Here is a 15,848-nt window from a genome sequence, read left to right on the forward strand (position 1 = left end):
GTTCGCAACCGACACTGATATTTCAGTATTACCCAGTACTGAAACGAAGGCTTCCGACAACGGACTTTTAGGTTGGGTAGCTCTCACAGGGCAAACCCATATTTCGGCGGAGGAAGCCCAAGAAACCGCTCTCGCTACCGCTATGCAAATGCGTGAAGTAGAAGGTATTGTTACCAAAGCTCCCTTAAAAATTGGCTCGATTGAGGTAGTAAAAGGCGACACTCGCAAGCCTTACGTACCTACTAAAGGCAACGCAAAACCCGAACAAGCCGATGTCTACATTGTAAACTTTGCCAACAACCAAGGCTATGTAATTACCTCAGCCGATAGGCGTGTGCCTGGCGTATTAGCTTATAACTCTTACGGACATTTAGGCGACACTATTAGTAACCCCAGGGCAAGCGATACTCTTTAGCTATATGCAGGCATATATAGAGGAACAGCGTGCCGCTTTTGAAGCTAATAAAGAAAAACTCGCTACCAAAGCCGAAGAAGCTATTTTTAAACAACTTTCTAAAGAACGGCAAGAAGAACTGATAGCAAAAGGACTCTTTGATAAAGAGGGTAAACGAGTGAAGAGTAAGTTTGAACCAGATGAAGGGAAAGGAAGAAAATTTAAAAACTTCTTTTGTATAGAACCTGACCATTACAAAAATGATATTTATATTTATGGGAAATGGGAATTAAACGAATTTAAGCGTCCTTTATTAAAAACTCTTTGGAGTCAAAGTAGAAAATATAATAATAAAGTCTCTATACAATGTGGTGATGATGAAGCTCCAGTAGGCTGTGTAGCAGTAGCTATAGGACAGATATTAGCTTATCATAAGAGACCTAATACTATCGTGGGACGAAAAATGCATTGGGAAAATATGACCAATATAGACACAGGAGATTTATTTTCTAATATTTATAGTTTTTCTGTAGACGATACAGCTAAAGAAGATATTCAATATCTATTAGCCCATCTAGGAGATAAAGATCTATTAGCTATGGAATATACTTGTGATAGAGGAAGTAGCTCAGGTAGGGCTTTAGAAGCATTACATAATTTAGAGTATAGAAGTGCTTATTTTACGGACTACAATAATAATCAAGTTATTTCAGAAATAAAAAATAATAGACCTTTGTATATACAGGGATGTGATAATGTAACTTGTCACGCTTGGGTACTTGATGGTTATTTATTAAAAAGAAGAACCGTAACCTTGGTTACTACTTGTGATAGTCCAGATGATTTTGTGCGTATGGGAGAACAAACAATTGAATTAGTACATAATAATCTAGGATGGGGAGGACGTGCAGATGGTTCAAATAGTGCCTCTGGGTGGTATCATATAGGTATTTTTGATACCAAAGGGGAAAAAGACTCTTCTAATATGTATAAATCTGGGAGAAGAGATTACCAATTTTATAAGAAAATAATTGTTAATATAAAATAAGATTTTTTTATTATGAAACGAATATTATTATTTTTAATCCTTTTATTAGTCTTTGTTAATTGCAGTAAAGACTCACAAGAGGTGAAAGAGGTAAAAAAAGACCCAAAAGAAATAAAGCCGTGTCAAGTACCTCCTCCTGATTTTATCTTACTTATAAATAAAAGTTCTGAACTTTATAAAGAATTTACTAACCAAGCAGGAGAAATTGACAAAGCAAATATCTCTTTCTACAAGCAAGTTAGCAGAGAAAAGAAACAATATGATAGTATATTGTTTGGTTCTTTTAAACCCGAGAAAAACAATGATTATTTACAGATAATTATTGGACTTCCGTTTGAGAATGATGTTTACACCGGAAAAACAGAAACTCTCTACCTTCAAAATGCTACTAAAACTTATAAAATAGAGGTAAACGGCTATATGAAGGATACAGAATGTGGGACTGTGGCTGTTACGAATGAAATTCGTGTAGATGGTACTAAAATAGAAGTGCCTTATTTAGCAAAATAACTTTAGCTCTTTTGTAGAGAGCCTTCTGCCAAAGGGTAATAAAATAAGTATTATGAAACGAATATTATATCTTACAATATTATTGTTTGTTAGTATCATTTCTTGTCGAGAGAAAGATGAAGAAAGAGCGTGTTCTCTCCCCCTTCCTGAATTTACCTTTGCTATCAACAAAACTTCTAAACTTTACAAGGAATTTATAAATGAAGAAGGAAAAATTGATAAAGTAAATATTAGCTTATATAAATTACTTGAAGGAGAGAAAAAGGCGTATGAATATAATAGTTATGAAACCACCAAAGCAGAAAAGACTTATTTATACATTTCAGTTACTCTTCCTTTTAGTAACGATGTTTACACTGGAAAAACAGAAACCCTCTACCTTCAGAATGCTACCAAAACCTATAAAATAGAAGTAAATGGTTATATGAAAAGTGGTGAATGTGGAGAGTATGCAGTTACTAATGAAATCCGTGTAGACGGTGTAAAAGTGGAAAATCATTATTTAGCAAAATAACCTTTATTCCTTATGAAAAATCTCTTATTCTTTACGCTATTGCTTTTTGCATTGCAAATAAGCGCTCAAGAAGCCTATACTAAAGGCGATGTATTTATTGATGTGCAAACAGGTGCTTCGTTTATAGGAGGTATTATAGGCGGAGGGGTACACTATGGGGCTACGCCTCGTTTCTCGGTGGGAGCAAACTTTTCTAACCAGAGTTTTAATCTTAAAAGTAAATACGAAACTGCTTACGTACCTGAGCTCAGTGTGGACTTTCATTTTGACCATCGCATTACTACCGATTGGTATACAGGGCTTTCAATAGGGCATTGTTTTTGGCAAAGCGATACTCCTGACGGACATAGTTCAGGTGGTTGTGATAGTTCTTCTACTCCTATCCCTGAAAAATTTAGGAAAGAGCACCCTAATAATTTTGTATTGTGGAATGCACATTTAGGTTTTCGCTATTTCATCTTCAAAAGCGTAGGACTCAACGGACAAGTGGCTTTTGGGAATGCTCTTTCATTTAAAGTGGGGGTAAGTGTGAAAATCTGAAAATTTTAAGACTTTTTATATATAGGGTAGATATGCTTAGCTTATAGAGAGCTTATAGGAAGCTTATACGAATCTTGGAAGATAGCTATACAAAGGCTATATAAAACATTGAATTTCATACTTTTATAAGTTCAAAATTTTTAAGGGAAAACTATATGATTTCTTAATTTTAGTAAAAATCTCTAAACTAAAAAATCGTTATTTAATTGTCTTCTATTTACAATTATTTACTATCTTTGCACTTCTAACAACAAAGATATCCTTATTGGTTATTTGTCATTTGTAATTAGTATTATGATTTTTTCTTTTCTTACAGACCTCGCTAAAAACAATAATAAAGAGTGGTTCGATACTCATAAGGAGGCTTATGAATGTGCTAAAATAGAAGCTACATTGCTTTTCAATAATATTTATACTGGGCTTGCTGAGCACGATACCCTTGCGGCACTGAAAATATACCGCATCTATCGCGATTTGCGCTTTTCTAAAGACAAAACACCTTACAAGACACACTTCGGTTGCTATATACAACGGAAACAACCGCATTACCGCGGTGGGTATTACGTGCATATTAGTCCGCAAGAGACCTTTATAGGGGGAGGTTTTTTCGACCCTAACAAAGAAGATTTATTGCGTATGCGTCAGGAAATTTCTCTTAATGCTGAGGATTTTCAAAAAGTGATGAATAGTGAGGGGATAAAGAAAGAGTTTGACGGGAAACTATGGGGTGACGAGGTGAAGACTGCCCCCAAAGGTTTTGAGAAAGACGACCCGATGATTGCCTATTTGCGCAAAAAGCAGTTTCTCTTAAAACACGACTATACACGACAAGAAGCTACAGCGAAGGACTTTGATAAGAAAGTAGTGCAGGGACTTTTGGCAATGCGCCCGTTTTTAGACTTTATGACAGAAGCTTTGACGACGAATTTGAATGGAGAAGCGCTTTTTGGGTAAAAGATAAAAGGTAAGGGGGAATAATGAAATTAACATTCAACAAAAAGTACTTTATATGGGCGTTGGCACTGTTGGGGGCAGAACTGCTCATTGCGACAGTGTTTAGCAGTATGGGCTTTATCAGAGGCTATATAGGCGATGTACTGGTGGTGATATTGCTGTACTACTTAGTGCTTTCGTTCGTGAAAGTGAAGTACAAAGATAAACTCATCTGGGGTATATTTGCCTTTGCGGTAGCCGTAGAAGTGATGCAGTACTTGGGGGTAGCTACTTATTTGGGCTTCACGAGAGGAAGCTTGGGGTATATCCTCTTAGGCAATCACTTTTCGTGGGCAGATGTGGTGTGCTACGCCATTGGTTGTCTTATTTTGCAATTCACAAGTAAGAATAAATAAAATGGGGGTGAATGGTTATTTGCCCCTATATAATATAACCCAAAGCAATTGTAAAATCGGGATAATATTATATTGAACTAAGGTTGTATTATTAAGATAAATGAAGAAAATATTAGTAACCGGAGGGGCAGGCTTTGTAGGTTCTAACCTTTGTGAATCCCTTGCCAAAGACCCTAACAACGAGGTCTATTCGTTAGACAATTATTTTACCGGTAAGCGTGAAAATCACGTGGAAGGGGTGCAATATATCGAAGGAAGTACCGAACATATCTTCGAGCTTATCAGTTTTTCACCTGATATTATTTATCACTTAGGTGAATACTCACGGGTGGAACAGAGTTTTGAGGATATCGACAAGGTATTGTTGTTTAACAAAATAGGTACGCTGAAAGTATTAGAGTTCTGCAGAAAACACGGGGCTAAACTCGTGTATGCGGGTAGTAGCACCAAGTTTGGTGACGGGGGTTTAGGGAAAGACCAAAGTCCGTATGCTTGGAGCAAATCGTCGAATACAGAGCTTATCAAGAACTACGGTATGTGGTATGGGCTTAACTATGCTATTGTGTATTTCTACAATGTTTATGGCAAAGGAGAAGTTGGCACGGGGAAATATGCGACGCTTATAGCACTCTTTATAGAGAAGAAGAAGAAAGGTGAGCCTCTCACAGTAGTAGCCCCAGGTACTCAACAGCGCAATTTTACGCATATAGATGATATAGTAGCGGGCTTACTCTTGGTAGGTGAAAAAGGTAAAGGCGACGGCTATGGTATCGGCAGTCCGGAGACTTATACAGTTTTAGAAATTGCTCAGCTTTTTGGGGGTGAGATACAAATGCTACCGGAGCGCAAAGGTAACCGTATGACAGCTGAAGTTATTACCCAAAAAACAGAAGCCTTGGGCTGGCAAGCGAAGAAGCATATTAAAGAATATATAGAACTATTGTCAATTGATAATTAACAATTAACAACAATTAACAAGCGGGAAATGAAAATAGCTATTATAGGGGCGAGTACTCTCGCAGCTGAGGCTCTCTCTCTTCACAATAATATTCCACAAGGGCGACTTTCTGACCGTGACCAAAAACTTATAGAACAACTCAGAGCTTCTAATTCTGCTTATGAGCCCTTAGACCCCACCGTTCTTTATGCCTTACATACTGCACGAAGAGCCGTTGCGCAAGCAGGGTGGCAAGGAGTTCGTTTTGGTATCAATATAGGGTCGTCGCGAGGAGCAACAATGTTGTTTGAAAAGCATTTTAGTCATTTTCTGAAAGAAGGTAGTTGCCAAACCTTAGCTTCGCCTACTACTACTTTGGGCAATATTAGCACTTGGGTAGCGCAGGATTTGAGCAATGAGGGTTTTGAGCTCTCACATTCTATTACTTGCTCTACCGCTTTACACGGCGTTGCCAATGCCATTGCGTGGTTAGAGAGTGATATGGAAGACCGCTTCTTGGTAGGTGGTAGCGAGGCACCTCTTACCCCTTTTACAATTGCACAAGTGAAAGCTCTGAAAATATACAGTAGTCTGCCTTTTCCTTATCCTTGTCGTGCAATGGATATGAGCAAAAAACAAAGCACAATGGTGCTAGGGGAGGGGGCAGGTTGTTTCTGTTTAGAAAAAGGAGAACGACCTAACGCCTTAGCCTATATCGTAGGGATAGGCTTTGCCACTGAAAAACTTACCCATAGCGTATCGCTCTCTAAAAACGGACAGTGCTTACAAGAAGCTATGCGTCGTGCTTTGACAAGTGCTGGGAACCCCAAAATAGATGTGATTGTAACCCATTGTACTGGTACTATCAAAGGTGATCAAGCTGAACTCAACGCTATAGAAGCGGTTTTTGGTGAAGAAAAACCTCTACTCACCAATAATAAATGGCAACACGGACATACCTATGGGGCGAGTGGAGCACTCAACCTCGCAATGGCAATACGAATGTTACAGAATAACCGTTTCGAAGGGGTGCCTTACCTTAGTTATCCTGAATCTGTACCCGATAAACCCGAACATATATTAATTAATGCCGTAGGATTTGGCGGAAATGGAATAAGTGTGATAGTAAAAAAGTGAAAAAAGCAAAGTAAAAAGTAGAATATTTATAAAATGATAAATCTATGATAATAAGTAGGTTTGTACTTTTTAAAAGTAAAAAATAAGAATATTTGTACGAAAAAGATTGTGTTTCAAAAAAAAAGTGTTACTTTTGCCGGCAGTAATTATTATCAAATTATAAAAAAAGAAAATTATGTCAGACATTGCATCAAGAGTTAAAGCCATTATCGTTGATAAATTAGGCGTAGACGAAAATGAAGTAACCGCAGAAGCGAGCTTCACTAACGACTTAGGAGCTGATTCATTAGACACTGTTGAATTGATTATGGAGTTTGAAAAAGAATTTGATATTCAAATTCCAGATGACCAAGCTGAAAACATTGCAACTGTAGGTCAAGCAATCAAATATATTGAAGACGCTAAACAATAATTGGCTCATAGGCAGTAGGCTATCAGCGTATATACTTGGTAGCTTACTGCTTAATGCTTTTTGCTCTAAACCTAAATGCTAAAAAGTTGAAACTAATATGGAGAAAAGACGTGTTGTAGTTACAGGTATAGGGGCTCTTACCCCTATAGGTAATACCGCCCAAGAGTTTTGGGAAGGACTCGTAGCCGGCAAGAGCGGTGCTGCGCCTATTACCCATTTCGATGCTTCAAAGTTTAAGACAAAGTTTGCTTGCGAAGTAAAAAACTTTAATGTCGAGGATTTTATAGACAAAAAAGAAGCACGTAAGCTCGATAAATTTGCTCAATATGCCTTAGTGGTTGCTGATGAAGCCGTAAAAGATGCTCATCTTGATATGGATACGCTTGATAAAGACCGCATAGGGGTAATTTGGGGCTCAGGTATTGGGGGGTTAGAAACTTTCCAAAATGAGGTAATCAACTTCAACGAAGGCGATGGTACGCCACGCTTTAATCCATTCTTTATACCTAAAATGATAGCTGATATCGCAGCAGGTGTGATTTCTATACGCTATGGTTTTAGGGGTCCTAACTTCACTACAGTCTCAGCGTGTGCCTCTGCAGCTAATGCTATGATAGATGCGTTAAACTACATTCGTTTTGGCTATGCTGATATGATGGTATCAGGTGGCTCGGAAGCAGCGGTTACTATTGCTGGAATCGGTGGTTTCAACGCCTTGCACGCTCTTTCTACTTTCAATGAAGACCCTGCCAAAGCTTCTCGTCCGTTTGATGCTAATCGCGATGGTTTTGTATTAGGCGAAGGAGCAGGTGCGGTAGTGCTTGAAGAGTACAATCACGCAGTGGCTCGTGGGGCTACTATATACTGCGAATTGGCAGGAGGAGGTCTCTCTGCTGATGCTTACCATATGACGGCGCCTCACCCTGAAGGGCTTGGTGCTAAAAACGTGATGATTAACTGTCTTAAAGACGCAGGAGTATCAGTGAACGAAGTAGATGCTATCAATATGCACGGTACCTCTACTCCATTAGGAGACATCGCTGAATCTAAGGCAGTATTGGATGTATTTGGTGAGCACGCCTACGATATTAATATTAACTCTACTAAATCGATGACGGGGCACTTGTTGGGGGCTGCGGGAGCGATAGAAGCAGTAGCGTCTATTCTCGCTATCAAACACAGCATCGTTCCTCCTACCATCAACTTTGAACATCCCGATGAAAAAATAGATCAACGCCTTAACTTCACCTTCAACAAAGCGCAACACCGCGACGTGAAAGTAGCGATGAGCAATACCTTTGGTTTTGGTGGACACAATGCGTGCTTATTATTCAAAAAGATATAAACTATAAGTGTTCAGCTTAAAGAAAATATTAACTTTCCCCCGTCTTATTCCTAAGAAGAAAGACGGGATTTTTTATACTAAAATCAAAGAGCTTTTAGGATTCCCTCCTAAAAACTTATCGTATTACAGTGAGGCTTTTACACACCCTTCTTACCAATTCCAAAAAGCGACACGTAAGAGCTATGAGCGCCTTGAATTTCTGGGTGATGCGATTCTTGGCGCCGTGATAGCCGACTATATTTTTACCAATGCTCCTGAACAAGATGAAGGCTATCTTACCAAAATGCGCTCTAAAATTGTAGAACGTCGCAATCTCAACCAGCTCGGTAAGGATATGAGGCTCTTGGACTTCTTGCGCACTAAACTCACTCCGAGACAATTAGGTAATAATATCACTGGTAACCTCTTCGAGGCACTTATAGGAGCAATTTATTTAGACAGAGGTTATAAGGCTTGTTTTAAGTTCATTGAGCGTGAGCTTATCTTGCCGTATATCAACATCAAGAATTTGGAAGGAAAGGTTATTAGCCATAAGAGTTTGTTGATAGAATGGTGTCAAAAACATAAGTTAGACTTTGCTTTTGAGGCTGAAGAAGATATAGAAGATTGTTCTGAGACTAAGTTTTTCGTTGCTAAAGTGCACGTACAAGGCTTTTCGGTAACTCGGGCGCGTTCTACGTCTAAGAAAAAAGCAGAAGAGATTGCTGCCAAACGAGCTTGTTATAAGATTCAGGGTAAACAACATCATAAATTAGATGTACAATGAAAATCCTTCTCCTCTCCGATACTCATTCGTATATAGACGATCGTATATTGCACTACGCTAGTGAGGCAGACGAAGTGTGGCATTGTGGTGACTTTGGTAGCCTGGAAGTGATAGAGGCGTTGCAAGCCGTAAAACCTTTGCGTGGGGTTTATGGTAATATCGATGGTATAGAGGTACGACAACAGTTTCCTGAAGTAAATCGGTTTGCTTGTGAGGGTGTAGAGGTACTGATGATACACATAGGTGGTTACCCTAATAAATACAGTCCGTTGGCAAAACAAGAAATCCTAAGCTGCTCTCCTAAACTCTTCATTTCGGGGCATTCACATATTCTAAAAGTACAATACGATAAACAGTTTCAGTTGCTACACCTCAATCCAGGAGCTGCTGGTCTTTATGGTTGGCAAACCGTGCGTACGATGCTTCGTTTTGAGATAGAAGCAGGAGAGATTAAGAATTTAGAGATTATAGAGTTAGCTCGTAACGCAACAGGTAATTAAGTTGCTAATATTATCACAACTAAAAGTAATATAAAATAGGCTGTCCCTTAACCAGGCAGCCTATTTTGTTTCTTCTCTATTGTCTTTCATTACTAATTTTTATAGCTTTTCCTATTAGGGTAGTAGAAGTACAATCTGTAATTTTTACCATTACAAAATCGCCTATTTTATAATCTTCTTTGGGGAATACTACTACGGTATTCTGACTATTGCGCCCCATCCACTCTTTATCCGATTTTTTAGAGTTTCCCTCTATAAGCACTTCTACCGTTTTGCCTATTTGTGCTTGGGTGCGGTACAAGCTGTGTTTTTGTTGTAAGTCAATAATTTCAGCAAGACGGCGTTTTTTTACTTCTTCAGGTACATCGTCTTCTATTTTGCGGGCGGCTAATGTGCCAGGGCGCTCAGAATAGGCAAACATAAATCCAAAATCGTACTTCACATATTCCATTAGCGAAAGCGTATCTTGGTGGTCTTCTTCAGTTTCGGTGGGGAAACCAGCAATCATATCCTGCGAAATAGCACACTCAGGAATGCGTTCGCGTATGCTATTGATGAGTGTAAAGTACTCTTCGCGAGTATGAAGGCGGTTCATCGCTTTGAGAATACGATTGCTACCGCTCTGTACGGGCAGGTGGATATACTTGCAGATATTAGGGTGTTTTGCCATCGTATCAATCACATCGAGGGTCATATCCTGCGGATTGGAGGTAGAAAAGCGGATGCGCATTTCAGGCTGAGCTGTTGCCACCATATCGAGGAGTTTAGCGAAGTTGATAGCGGTGGCTTGTTGCATCTCACTTGCTTTGCTGAAATCCTTTTTGAGCCCGCCTCCATACCAAAGATAACTATCCACATTTTGCCCCAAGAGAGTAACCTCTTTGAAACCACGCGCTTGGAGGTCGGCTATTTCGTTGAGGATAGAATAAGGGTCACGACTGCGTTCACGTCCGCGAGTGAAAGGTACAATGCAGAAAGTACACATATTGTCACAACCGCGCGTAATAGACACAAAAGCTGTTACACCGTTGCTATTGAGACGAATAGGTGCAATATCGGCATAGGTTTCGTCCTTAGAGAGAATCACATTTACCGCTTCACGACCTTCTTCCACTTCTTCAAGTAGGTTAGGCAAATCCTTATAAGCATCAGGACCTACCACCATATCCACTATTTTTTCTTCTTCGAGGAAGGCGTGTTTTACCCTTTCGGCCATACAACCCAATACGCCCACTTTCATAGCAGGTTTCTTGCGTTTGTACACATTAAACTGCTCCAAACGCTTGCGAATAGTCTGTTCTGCCTTTTCGCGCACTGAGCAGGTGTTGATAAGTACCAAATCGGCATCATCAACAGTATCAGTGGTATTATATCCCGCTTTGGAGAGAATAGAAGCTACAATTTCACTGTCGGAGAAGTTCATTTGGCAACCGTAACTCTCGATATATAGTTTTTTGGAATTGTTATTATCAGCTTGTAAAACAAGGCTTTGCCCTTGCTTACTTTCGTCTATTTCTTTAGCCATAGAGGTTTGAGTTTCTGAATTGAGGGCGCAAAGATAAAGATAATTTGGCAATTAGCCAATTTGTCAGTGTGCCAATTCTACCATTAAGGGCAATTGGTGAAATAAAATTATTGTCAAAAAGTTTTGTGTATATCACTTTTTTGTTGTACCTTTGAGGCTTGAATAAAATTATTGTAGTTTTAGATATATGAAAACCATAGACAATTTTAATTTTGCGGGCAAGAAAGCCCTTATTCGCGTGGACTTTAATGTGCCATTGGACGAAAATTTTAAAGTAACCGATAACACTCGTATTGAGGCTGCGAAACCTACTATCGAGAAAATTCTCAAAGATGGAGGAACTGCAGTACTTATGAGCCACTTAGGTCGCCCTAAAGGGGAACGCAACGACAAGTATTCTTTGCGTCACATCGTAAGTGAAGTGGAAAAAGTATTAGGTAAAAAAGTGATTTTTGTAGATGATTGCGTAGGCGAAGTAGCCGAAAAAGCGGTAGCAGCTGCTCCTGCTGGTAGTGTGGTATTACTTGAAAACTTGCGTTTTCATAACGAAGAAGAAAAAGGAGATGAAGCATTCTCTAAACAGCTTGCTAAACTCGGCGATATCTATGTGAACGACGCTTTTGGTACCGCTCACCGCGCTCACGCTTCGACTACTATTGTAGCGAAATTCTTCCCTAACCACAAATGCTTTGGTTACCTCCTCGCTAAGGAGATTGAAAGTATTGATAAAGTGATGAAGAACGGCGAAAAACCTGTAACTGCTATCCTTGGTGGTTCAAAAGTTTCTTCTAAAATCACTATTATCGAAAATATCTTAGATAAAGTGAACCACCTTATCATAGGTGGGGGTATGGCTTATACTTTCATCAAAGCACAAGGCGGAAAAGTAGGTAGTTCTATCTGCGAAGATGATAAACTTGACCTTGCACTCGATATCCTTGCCAAAGCCAAAGCTAAAGGAGTAGAAGTACACTTGCCTATAGACGTAGTAGCTGCTGACGCTTTCGATAACAACGCCAAAACACAAGTAGTACCTGTAAATGCTATTCCCGATGGTTGGGAAGGATTGGATGCAGGACCTAAGACTCTTGAAAATATCAAATCGGTATTGCTTAAATCAAAAACTATTTTGTGGAATGGTCCTATCGGAGTATTTGAAATGCCTAACTTCGCAAAAGGTACCATTGCCGTAGGTGATTACGTGGCTGAAGCTACTAAAAAAGGTGCTTTCTCACTTGTAGGAGGTGGCGACTCGGTAGCTGCTGTAAAACAATTTGGTTTTGAGCATAAAGTAAGTTATGTTTCTACTGGTGGTGGAGCGATGCTTGAAAGCCTTGAAGGATTGGTACTTCCTGGTATTGCAGCTATTAACGAATAGTTAAAATATAGAAAAAGAAAAAGAGGCAACTAAAAATTAACTTAGTTGCCTCTTTTTATATCTTCATTATATCTTCATTATTTCTTCCCTGTTACTTGGGTGATAAGGTTCATTTTCTTCTTCTTATTTTGCTGTTTTTGGTATTCATCGAACTGCATTAGCAGGTTGTTATTAGCACGAATAAGCGCATTGGTTTCTAATAAAATACTAAAATATAATTTAGTAGTTTTATGACTGGTTTCGGTAGTGCGAATACGGTCGATTTGTTTTTGTACCATCTTTGACACTTCGTTTTTCAATACCTTACAATCTTCGAAAATTACGTGTAACTTGTTATAGTCTGAACCTTTGAATATTTCGGCTTCTGCCTTAAACACATCTTCCATCTTATCGGAAATGTATTTTAAGTCACGTAGCTGATTAAATTTGAGGTTCTTGTGATTGTTGTTTACGTGTTCATAACTATTGAGTGTGATAGCCGTGAGACATTGTGCCATATCCTGCAAACAGTCCAAAATAAGGATATAAAACTTGCTGGACGCCACCGAACTTTCATTCAGCGATTTGATAAAGTAGTATACATTACCTTTCAGCTCATCGAGTTCTTTTTCGAGCTTTTTAGCATTCTTTTTGTTTTTGGTGAGTTTGCCTAAATCTTGAGTACCGAGATTCTTCACCACTTTGCTATAAAGCTGGTCGATGCGGAAAATCGTTTCGGATACATAGTTAGAGCTTTCTTTGATGACACCGCCAATGGTAGCCAAGTCGGCACGCTCAAAGCGTTTGCCTTGTGCTTTGGCTTTCTGTTTATTGCGGTAGATAATTGCGTTGCGAATGAGCACAAAGCCTACTACCATTATCATCACAATAAGCCCAATCACACTTCCGTAATACAATATGCCTGCTACTAAAAATGCCCCGATAAAGGCAACAATGGCTGTTAAAAACCAACCGCCGATTACGTTCAGTACCCCTGCCACGCGATATACGGCACTATCGCGCCCCCAAGCTCTATCGGCAAGGGAAGAACCCATTGCCACCATAAATGTTACATAAGTAGTAGAAAGCGGGAGCTTAAAGGAAGTACCAATGGCAATCAAACTACTGGATACCACGAGGTTAATAGCAGCACGGACGAGGTCGAAAGCAGGAAGGTCTTCTTCTTTTACATTAGGGTCAGGTTCAGGTTTTTCAAAACGGTGGTCTATTTTGTTGCTAATTGACTTTGGCATTATGAAGTTCACGGCATTGGCACAAATCACTGTAATACGCACCAAGAATCGCGATAAGAAGTTAGAAGAAAACTTCTCTTCACCTCCTTCGTTTTGACGAGATAGATTGACGCCTGTATCGATTACGTGACGTGCTTTTTTGGAAAACCAAAGGGTGAGAATCATCACAAAACCGGTAAGCAATAGCAAGGCGGTAGGAGTAGAGATTTGCCCATCGGCTAAAGCACCCATTAGCAAGCCGTCGTGAGCTACTCCTGAATTATGCCATATATCGTACGACTGATAAGCCGCTACGGGTACCCCTATGAAGTTCACTAAGTCGTTACCCGCAAAAGCCATTGCCAAAGCAAAAGTACCGCTGAGGATAATTACCCTAAAAATATTTACTTTCATACGGATAAGCACTTGTGAGAGCACCGAATAGAAAATAAAACAGCCAATGAGTAGCGGCACTATATTCGTGTCTATCCACGCAATGGCTTCTTTAGGAATGAAAGCGACGTCTTTGAGTCCTTTAAAGATAATGAAGTAGGAAAGCCCTGTAAGCGAGAGCCCACCGAATACACCTCCTACATATTTTACATTTTCTTGATATTTAAATGAGAATACTAATCGGGCTAAATATTGTACAATCGTACCGACTGTAAAAGCGATGGCTACCGAGGTAAAAATACCGGTGATAATTTTGCCTGCTTCGCTTGTATTGATATAGTTGAAAGCGTTAAAAAGCGATTCGTCACTCATAAACGTTTTGATAGTGGCAACACACATCGCAGCGCCCAAGAGTTCGAATACGATAGAAACGGTTGTGGAAGTAGGTAGACCGATAGAGTTGAAGAGGTCGAAGAGGAGGATATCGGCAAGAATAACCGACATAAAGATAACCATAACCTCATCGAAATAGAAGAGCTGAGGGTTAAAGATGCCTTTACGAGCGATTTCCATCATTCCGCTAGAAAAGACGGCACCAATGGCTACCCCCACACTGGCGACTATCATAATGGTGCGAATGGTGGCTACTTTGGAGCCTACGGCAGAGTTAAGAAAGTTAGCTGCATCGTTACTCACACCCACCACCAAATCGATAACGGCGAGCACCAAGAACACGAACAGCATAAAGATGTACACCTGTTCCATAACACTATATCAGTTTTATGGGGCAAAGATATGAATAATTTGTCAATTAGACAATTTGCTGATTAGTAAATTTAAGAGGAGGTTTATTGATGTTTTCTTAGTTATATAAATATGAGGAACTAAGGTTATTTTTTATTTTGAGAATCTTTTCGTAGAGGATATACTTTTTTATAGATATTGGCTTTTAATTCTTGTGTAGAAATACATATATCGTAGCCCATTTCTTTTAATCTTTTAGAAAGGATGTTGTCACAAGTCCATATTTTATGTCCCTTTTCAAAGTGTAAAGCTATAAAAAGATAATCATCGGGGTCTATATTTTTGGCTATTTTACTTGCTTTCTCTCTATTTTGTTTTTTTATATCTTTTAATTCGTAGAAAGTAATGTTTTGGGTAAATTCTTTCAATAAAGCGTTTGCCTTTCTTTTAGTGAGAAGGTTGTCTTTCATAATTTCGGGCAAATGTTCTTTAACTTCTTCTAATAGAAAAGAGGGGGCTATAAATTGTAACTTATTCTTCTTGTTTTTAAGAATAGAGGCTATTACGCCATTAGGGGTGTAAAAGCAACTGAAAATGATATTGGAGTCGGAAATGACTATCATATTTTATGCTTTTTTTCTTCTTTGGCGATAGCAGCTTCCCAACGTTTGGTCATATTGCGATTTGCTTGTTTTGACATAGCCATTATTTTATCTTTAAATTTTAGAGGGATGCCGTTTTCATCTTCCTCTAAAACTTCGGAAGTAACTGTTACATTTTTTTTGGATTCTTTTTTCTTAGTAACTTTCACAAAGTCAAGAGTTTTAAGGTAATTTATTACCTTTAAGGCTTCAGGATTATTACTGTTTATAGTTGCTATGTAAGACATAATGTTTAAGTATTTTTTATTTGTATGAGGCAAAGGTAGTAATAAATTAGGAGACTGGCAAAAAATGGGTTAGGTTTTACTAATTGAGGGTTAGTAATTGGATTTTTTGGAGTATCATAAGATACCGAAAGATAACGGAAGAGGTAATATAGGTAAAAAGTAAAAGGTAAGAGGTAAAATGGGTACGGTTAGCTTATAGAGAGCTTATAGGAAGCTTATACGAATCTTGGACGATTGGTATAGGAAGGGTATATAA

Annotated in this window: 18 protein-coding genes; 14 read left to right on the plus strand and 4 right to left on the minus strand. The window is 38.9% G+C overall.

Features of this window, described 5'->3' with window-relative positions; translation table 11 throughout:
• From HMPREF1321_RS12225 to HMPREF1321_RS06390, 13 genes are all read left to right on the plus strand, one after another.
• Positions 1 to 415: Spi family protease inhibitor (locus HMPREF1321_RS12225; protein WP_009421866.1), on the plus strand; the 415-nt coding region annotated here is incomplete at its 5' end.
• A 4-nt stretch (positions 416 to 419) separates the two neighbouring features.
• Positions 420 to 1,442, plus strand: a complete 1,023-nt coding sequence (locus HMPREF1321_RS06335; RefSeq protein WP_009421857.1) for a C10 family peptidase — start codon at positions 420 to 422, stop codon at positions 1,440 to 1,442.
• A 12-nt stretch (positions 1,443 to 1,454) separates the two neighbouring features.
• Positions 1,455 to 1,952 carry a hypothetical protein gene (locus HMPREF1321_RS06340; protein WP_009421855.1) on the plus strand — a complete coding sequence of 166 codons (498 nt, stop codon included), beginning with the start codon at positions 1,455 to 1,457 and terminating at the stop codon, positions 1,950 to 1,952.
• Between the two features lie 52 nt (positions 1,953 to 2,004).
• Positions 2,005 to 2,466: a hypothetical protein gene (locus HMPREF1321_RS06345; protein WP_009421862.1), complete on the plus strand. Its 462-nt coding sequence runs from the start codon at positions 2,005 to 2,007 to the stop codon at positions 2,464 to 2,466.
• Positions 2,467 to 2,478: 12 nt separating this feature from the next.
• Entirely contained in the window at positions 2,479 to 3,006 is a 528-nt protein-coding gene (locus tag HMPREF1321_RS06350; protein WP_009421856.1) for a hypothetical protein, read from the plus strand.
• 294 nt (positions 3,007 to 3,300) lie between these two features.
• Positions 3,301 to 3,960, plus strand: a complete 660-nt coding sequence (locus HMPREF1321_RS06355) for a DUF2461 domain-containing protein (RefSeq protein ID WP_009421859.1) — start codon at positions 3,301 to 3,303, stop codon at positions 3,958 to 3,960.
• Positions 3,961 to 3,983: 23 nt separating this feature from the next.
• Positions 3,984 to 4,355: a DUF2809 domain-containing protein gene (locus HMPREF1321_RS06360; protein WP_009421863.1), complete on the plus strand. Its 372-nt coding sequence runs from the start codon at positions 3,984 to 3,986 to the stop codon at positions 4,353 to 4,355.
• 100 nt (positions 4,356 to 4,455) lie between these two features.
• On the plus strand, positions 4,456 to 5,313 hold the full coding sequence (locus HMPREF1321_RS06365) for an NAD-dependent epimerase/dehydratase family protein (protein WP_009421860.1): 858 nt from the start codon (positions 4,456 to 4,458) through the stop codon (positions 5,311 to 5,313).
• A 27-nt stretch (positions 5,314 to 5,340) separates the two neighbouring features.
• Positions 5,341 to 6,429 (plus strand): beta-ketoacyl synthase N-terminal-like domain-containing protein, encoded by a 1,089-nt coding sequence (locus HMPREF1321_RS06370; protein ID WP_009421864.1) that lies wholly within the window; start codon positions 5,341 to 5,343, stop codon positions 6,427 to 6,429.
• Between the two features lie 175 nt (positions 6,430 to 6,604).
• Positions 6,605 to 6,841 (plus strand): acyl carrier protein, encoded by a 237-nt coding sequence (locus HMPREF1321_RS06375; RefSeq protein WP_002675303.1) that lies wholly within the window; start codon positions 6,605 to 6,607, stop codon positions 6,839 to 6,841.
• A 97-nt stretch (positions 6,842 to 6,938) separates the two neighbouring features.
• Positions 6,939 to 8,186, plus strand: coding sequence for a beta-ketoacyl-ACP synthase II (gene fabF / locus HMPREF1321_RS06380; protein ID WP_009417598.1), 1,248 nt, complete (start codon positions 6,939 to 6,941; stop codon positions 8,184 to 8,186).
• Positions 8,187 to 8,193: 7 nt separating this feature from the next.
• The gene (rnc, locus tag HMPREF1321_RS06385) at positions 8,194 to 8,952 is read left to right on the plus strand and encodes a ribonuclease III (RefSeq protein WP_009421868.1); all 759 of its coding nucleotides are present in this window, start codon (positions 8,194 to 8,196) and stop codon (positions 8,950 to 8,952) included.
• On the plus strand, positions 8,949 to 9,452 hold the full coding sequence (locus HMPREF1321_RS06390) for a metallophosphoesterase family protein (protein WP_009421865.1): 504 nt from the start codon (positions 8,949 to 8,951) through the stop codon (positions 9,450 to 9,452). The genes rnc and HMPREF1321_RS06390 overlap by 4 nt, the downstream gene beginning before the upstream one ends.
• A gap of 76 nt (positions 9,453 to 9,528) precedes the next feature.
• Here HMPREF1321_RS06390 and miaB read toward each other — a convergent pair whose 3' ends face one another.
• A complete protein-coding gene (miaB, locus tag HMPREF1321_RS06395) occupies positions 9,529 to 10,977 on the minus strand; it encodes a tRNA (N6-isopentenyl adenosine(37)-C2)-methylthiotransferase MiaB (RefSeq protein ID WP_009421867.1) in 1,449 nt (482 codons plus the stop codon).
• Between the two features lie 187 nt (positions 10,978 to 11,164).
• On the opposite strand from miaB, the gene HMPREF1321_RS06400 reads away from it, so the two are divergent.
• The gene (locus HMPREF1321_RS06400; protein WP_002675311.1) at positions 11,165 to 12,355 is read left to right on the plus strand and encodes a phosphoglycerate kinase; all 1,191 of its coding nucleotides are present in this window, start codon (positions 11,165 to 11,167) and stop codon (positions 12,353 to 12,355) included.
• A 77-nt stretch (positions 12,356 to 12,432) separates the two neighbouring features.
• On the opposite strand, the gene HMPREF1321_RS06405 is transcribed toward HMPREF1321_RS06400, so the two are convergent.
• The 3 genes from HMPREF1321_RS06405 to HMPREF1321_RS06415 all read right to left on the minus strand — a co-directional run bounded on the left by HMPREF1321_RS06405 (position 12,433) and on the right by HMPREF1321_RS06415 (position 15,592).
• Positions 12,433 to 14,724: an inorganic phosphate transporter gene (locus HMPREF1321_RS06405; protein WP_009411219.1), complete on the minus strand. Its 2,292-nt coding sequence runs from the start codon at positions 14,722 to 14,724 to the stop codon at positions 12,433 to 12,435.
• 125 nt (positions 14,725 to 14,849) lie between these two features.
• Positions 14,850 to 15,326, minus strand: coding sequence for a PIN domain-containing protein (locus HMPREF1321_RS06410; RefSeq protein WP_009421858.1), 477 nt, complete (start codon positions 15,324 to 15,326; stop codon positions 14,850 to 14,852).
• The gene (locus tag HMPREF1321_RS06415) at positions 15,323 to 15,592 is read right to left on the minus strand and encodes a hypothetical protein (protein ID WP_009421861.1); all 270 of its coding nucleotides are present in this window, start codon (positions 15,590 to 15,592) and stop codon (positions 15,323 to 15,325) included. Before HMPREF1321_RS06415 ends, HMPREF1321_RS06410 begins: the two co-directional genes overlap by 4 nt.
• Positions 15,593 to 15,848 lie beyond the last annotated feature (256 nt).

The sequence above is a fragment of the Capnocytophaga sp. oral taxon 412 str. F0487 genome, from assembly GCF_000271925.1.
GTDB lineage: Bacteria > Bacteroidota > Bacteroidia > Flavobacteriales > Flavobacteriaceae > Capnocytophaga > Capnocytophaga ochracea.

Coding starts and splice junctions, on each gene's coding strand:
- HMPREF1321_RS06340 (WP_009421855.1), top strand. CDS start 1,455: ATGAAACGAATATTATTATTTTTAATCCTTTTATTAGTCTTTGTTAAT.
- HMPREF1321_RS06355 (WP_009421859.1), top strand. CDS start 3,301: ATGATTTTTTCTTTTCTTACAGACCTCGCTAAAAACAATAATAAAGAG.
- HMPREF1321_RS06410 (WP_009421858.1), bottom strand. CDS start 15,326: ATGATAGTCATTTCCGACTCCAATATCATTTTCAGTTGCTTTTACACC.
- HMPREF1321_RS06335 (WP_009421857.1), top strand. CDS start 420: ATGCAGGCATATATAGAGGAACAGCGTGCCGCTTTTGAAGCTAATAAA.
- fabF (WP_009417598.1), top strand. CDS start 6,939: ATGGAGAAAAGACGTGTTGTAGTTACAGGTATAGGGGCTCTTACCCCT.
- HMPREF1321_RS06360 (WP_009421863.1), top strand. CDS start 3,984: ATGAAATTAACATTCAACAAAAAGTACTTTATATGGGCGTTGGCACTG.
- HMPREF1321_RS06375 (WP_002675303.1), top strand. CDS start 6,605: ATGTCAGACATTGCATCAAGAGTTAAAGCCATTATCGTTGATAAATTA.
- HMPREF1321_RS06400 (WP_002675311.1), top strand. CDS start 11,165: ATGAAAACCATAGACAATTTTAATTTTGCGGGCAAGAAAGCCCTTATT.
- HMPREF1321_RS06415 (WP_009421861.1), bottom strand. CDS start 15,592: ATGTCTTACATAGCAACTATAAACAGTAATAATCCTGAAGCCTTAAAG.
- HMPREF1321_RS06370 (WP_009421864.1), top strand. CDS start 5,341: ATGAAAATAGCTATTATAGGGGCGAGTACTCTCGCAGCTGAGGCTCTC.
- HMPREF1321_RS06390 (WP_009421865.1), top strand. CDS start 8,949: ATGAAAATCCTTCTCCTCTCCGATACTCATTCGTATATAGACGATCGT.
- miaB (WP_009421867.1), bottom strand. CDS start 10,977: ATGGCTAAAGAAATAGACGAAAGTAAGCAAGGGCAAAGCCTTGTTTTA.
- HMPREF1321_RS06365 (WP_009421860.1), top strand. CDS start 4,456: ATGAAGAAAATATTAGTAACCGGAGGGGCAGGCTTTGTAGGTTCTAAC.
- HMPREF1321_RS06350 (WP_009421856.1), top strand. CDS start 2,479: ATGAAAAATCTCTTATTCTTTACGCTATTGCTTTTTGCATTGCAAATA.
- HMPREF1321_RS06345 (WP_009421862.1), top strand. CDS start 2,005: ATGAAACGAATATTATATCTTACAATATTATTGTTTGTTAGTATCATT.
- HMPREF1321_RS06405 (WP_009411219.1), bottom strand. CDS start 14,724: ATGGAACAGGTGTACATCTTTATGCTGTTCGTGTTCTTGGTGCTCGCC.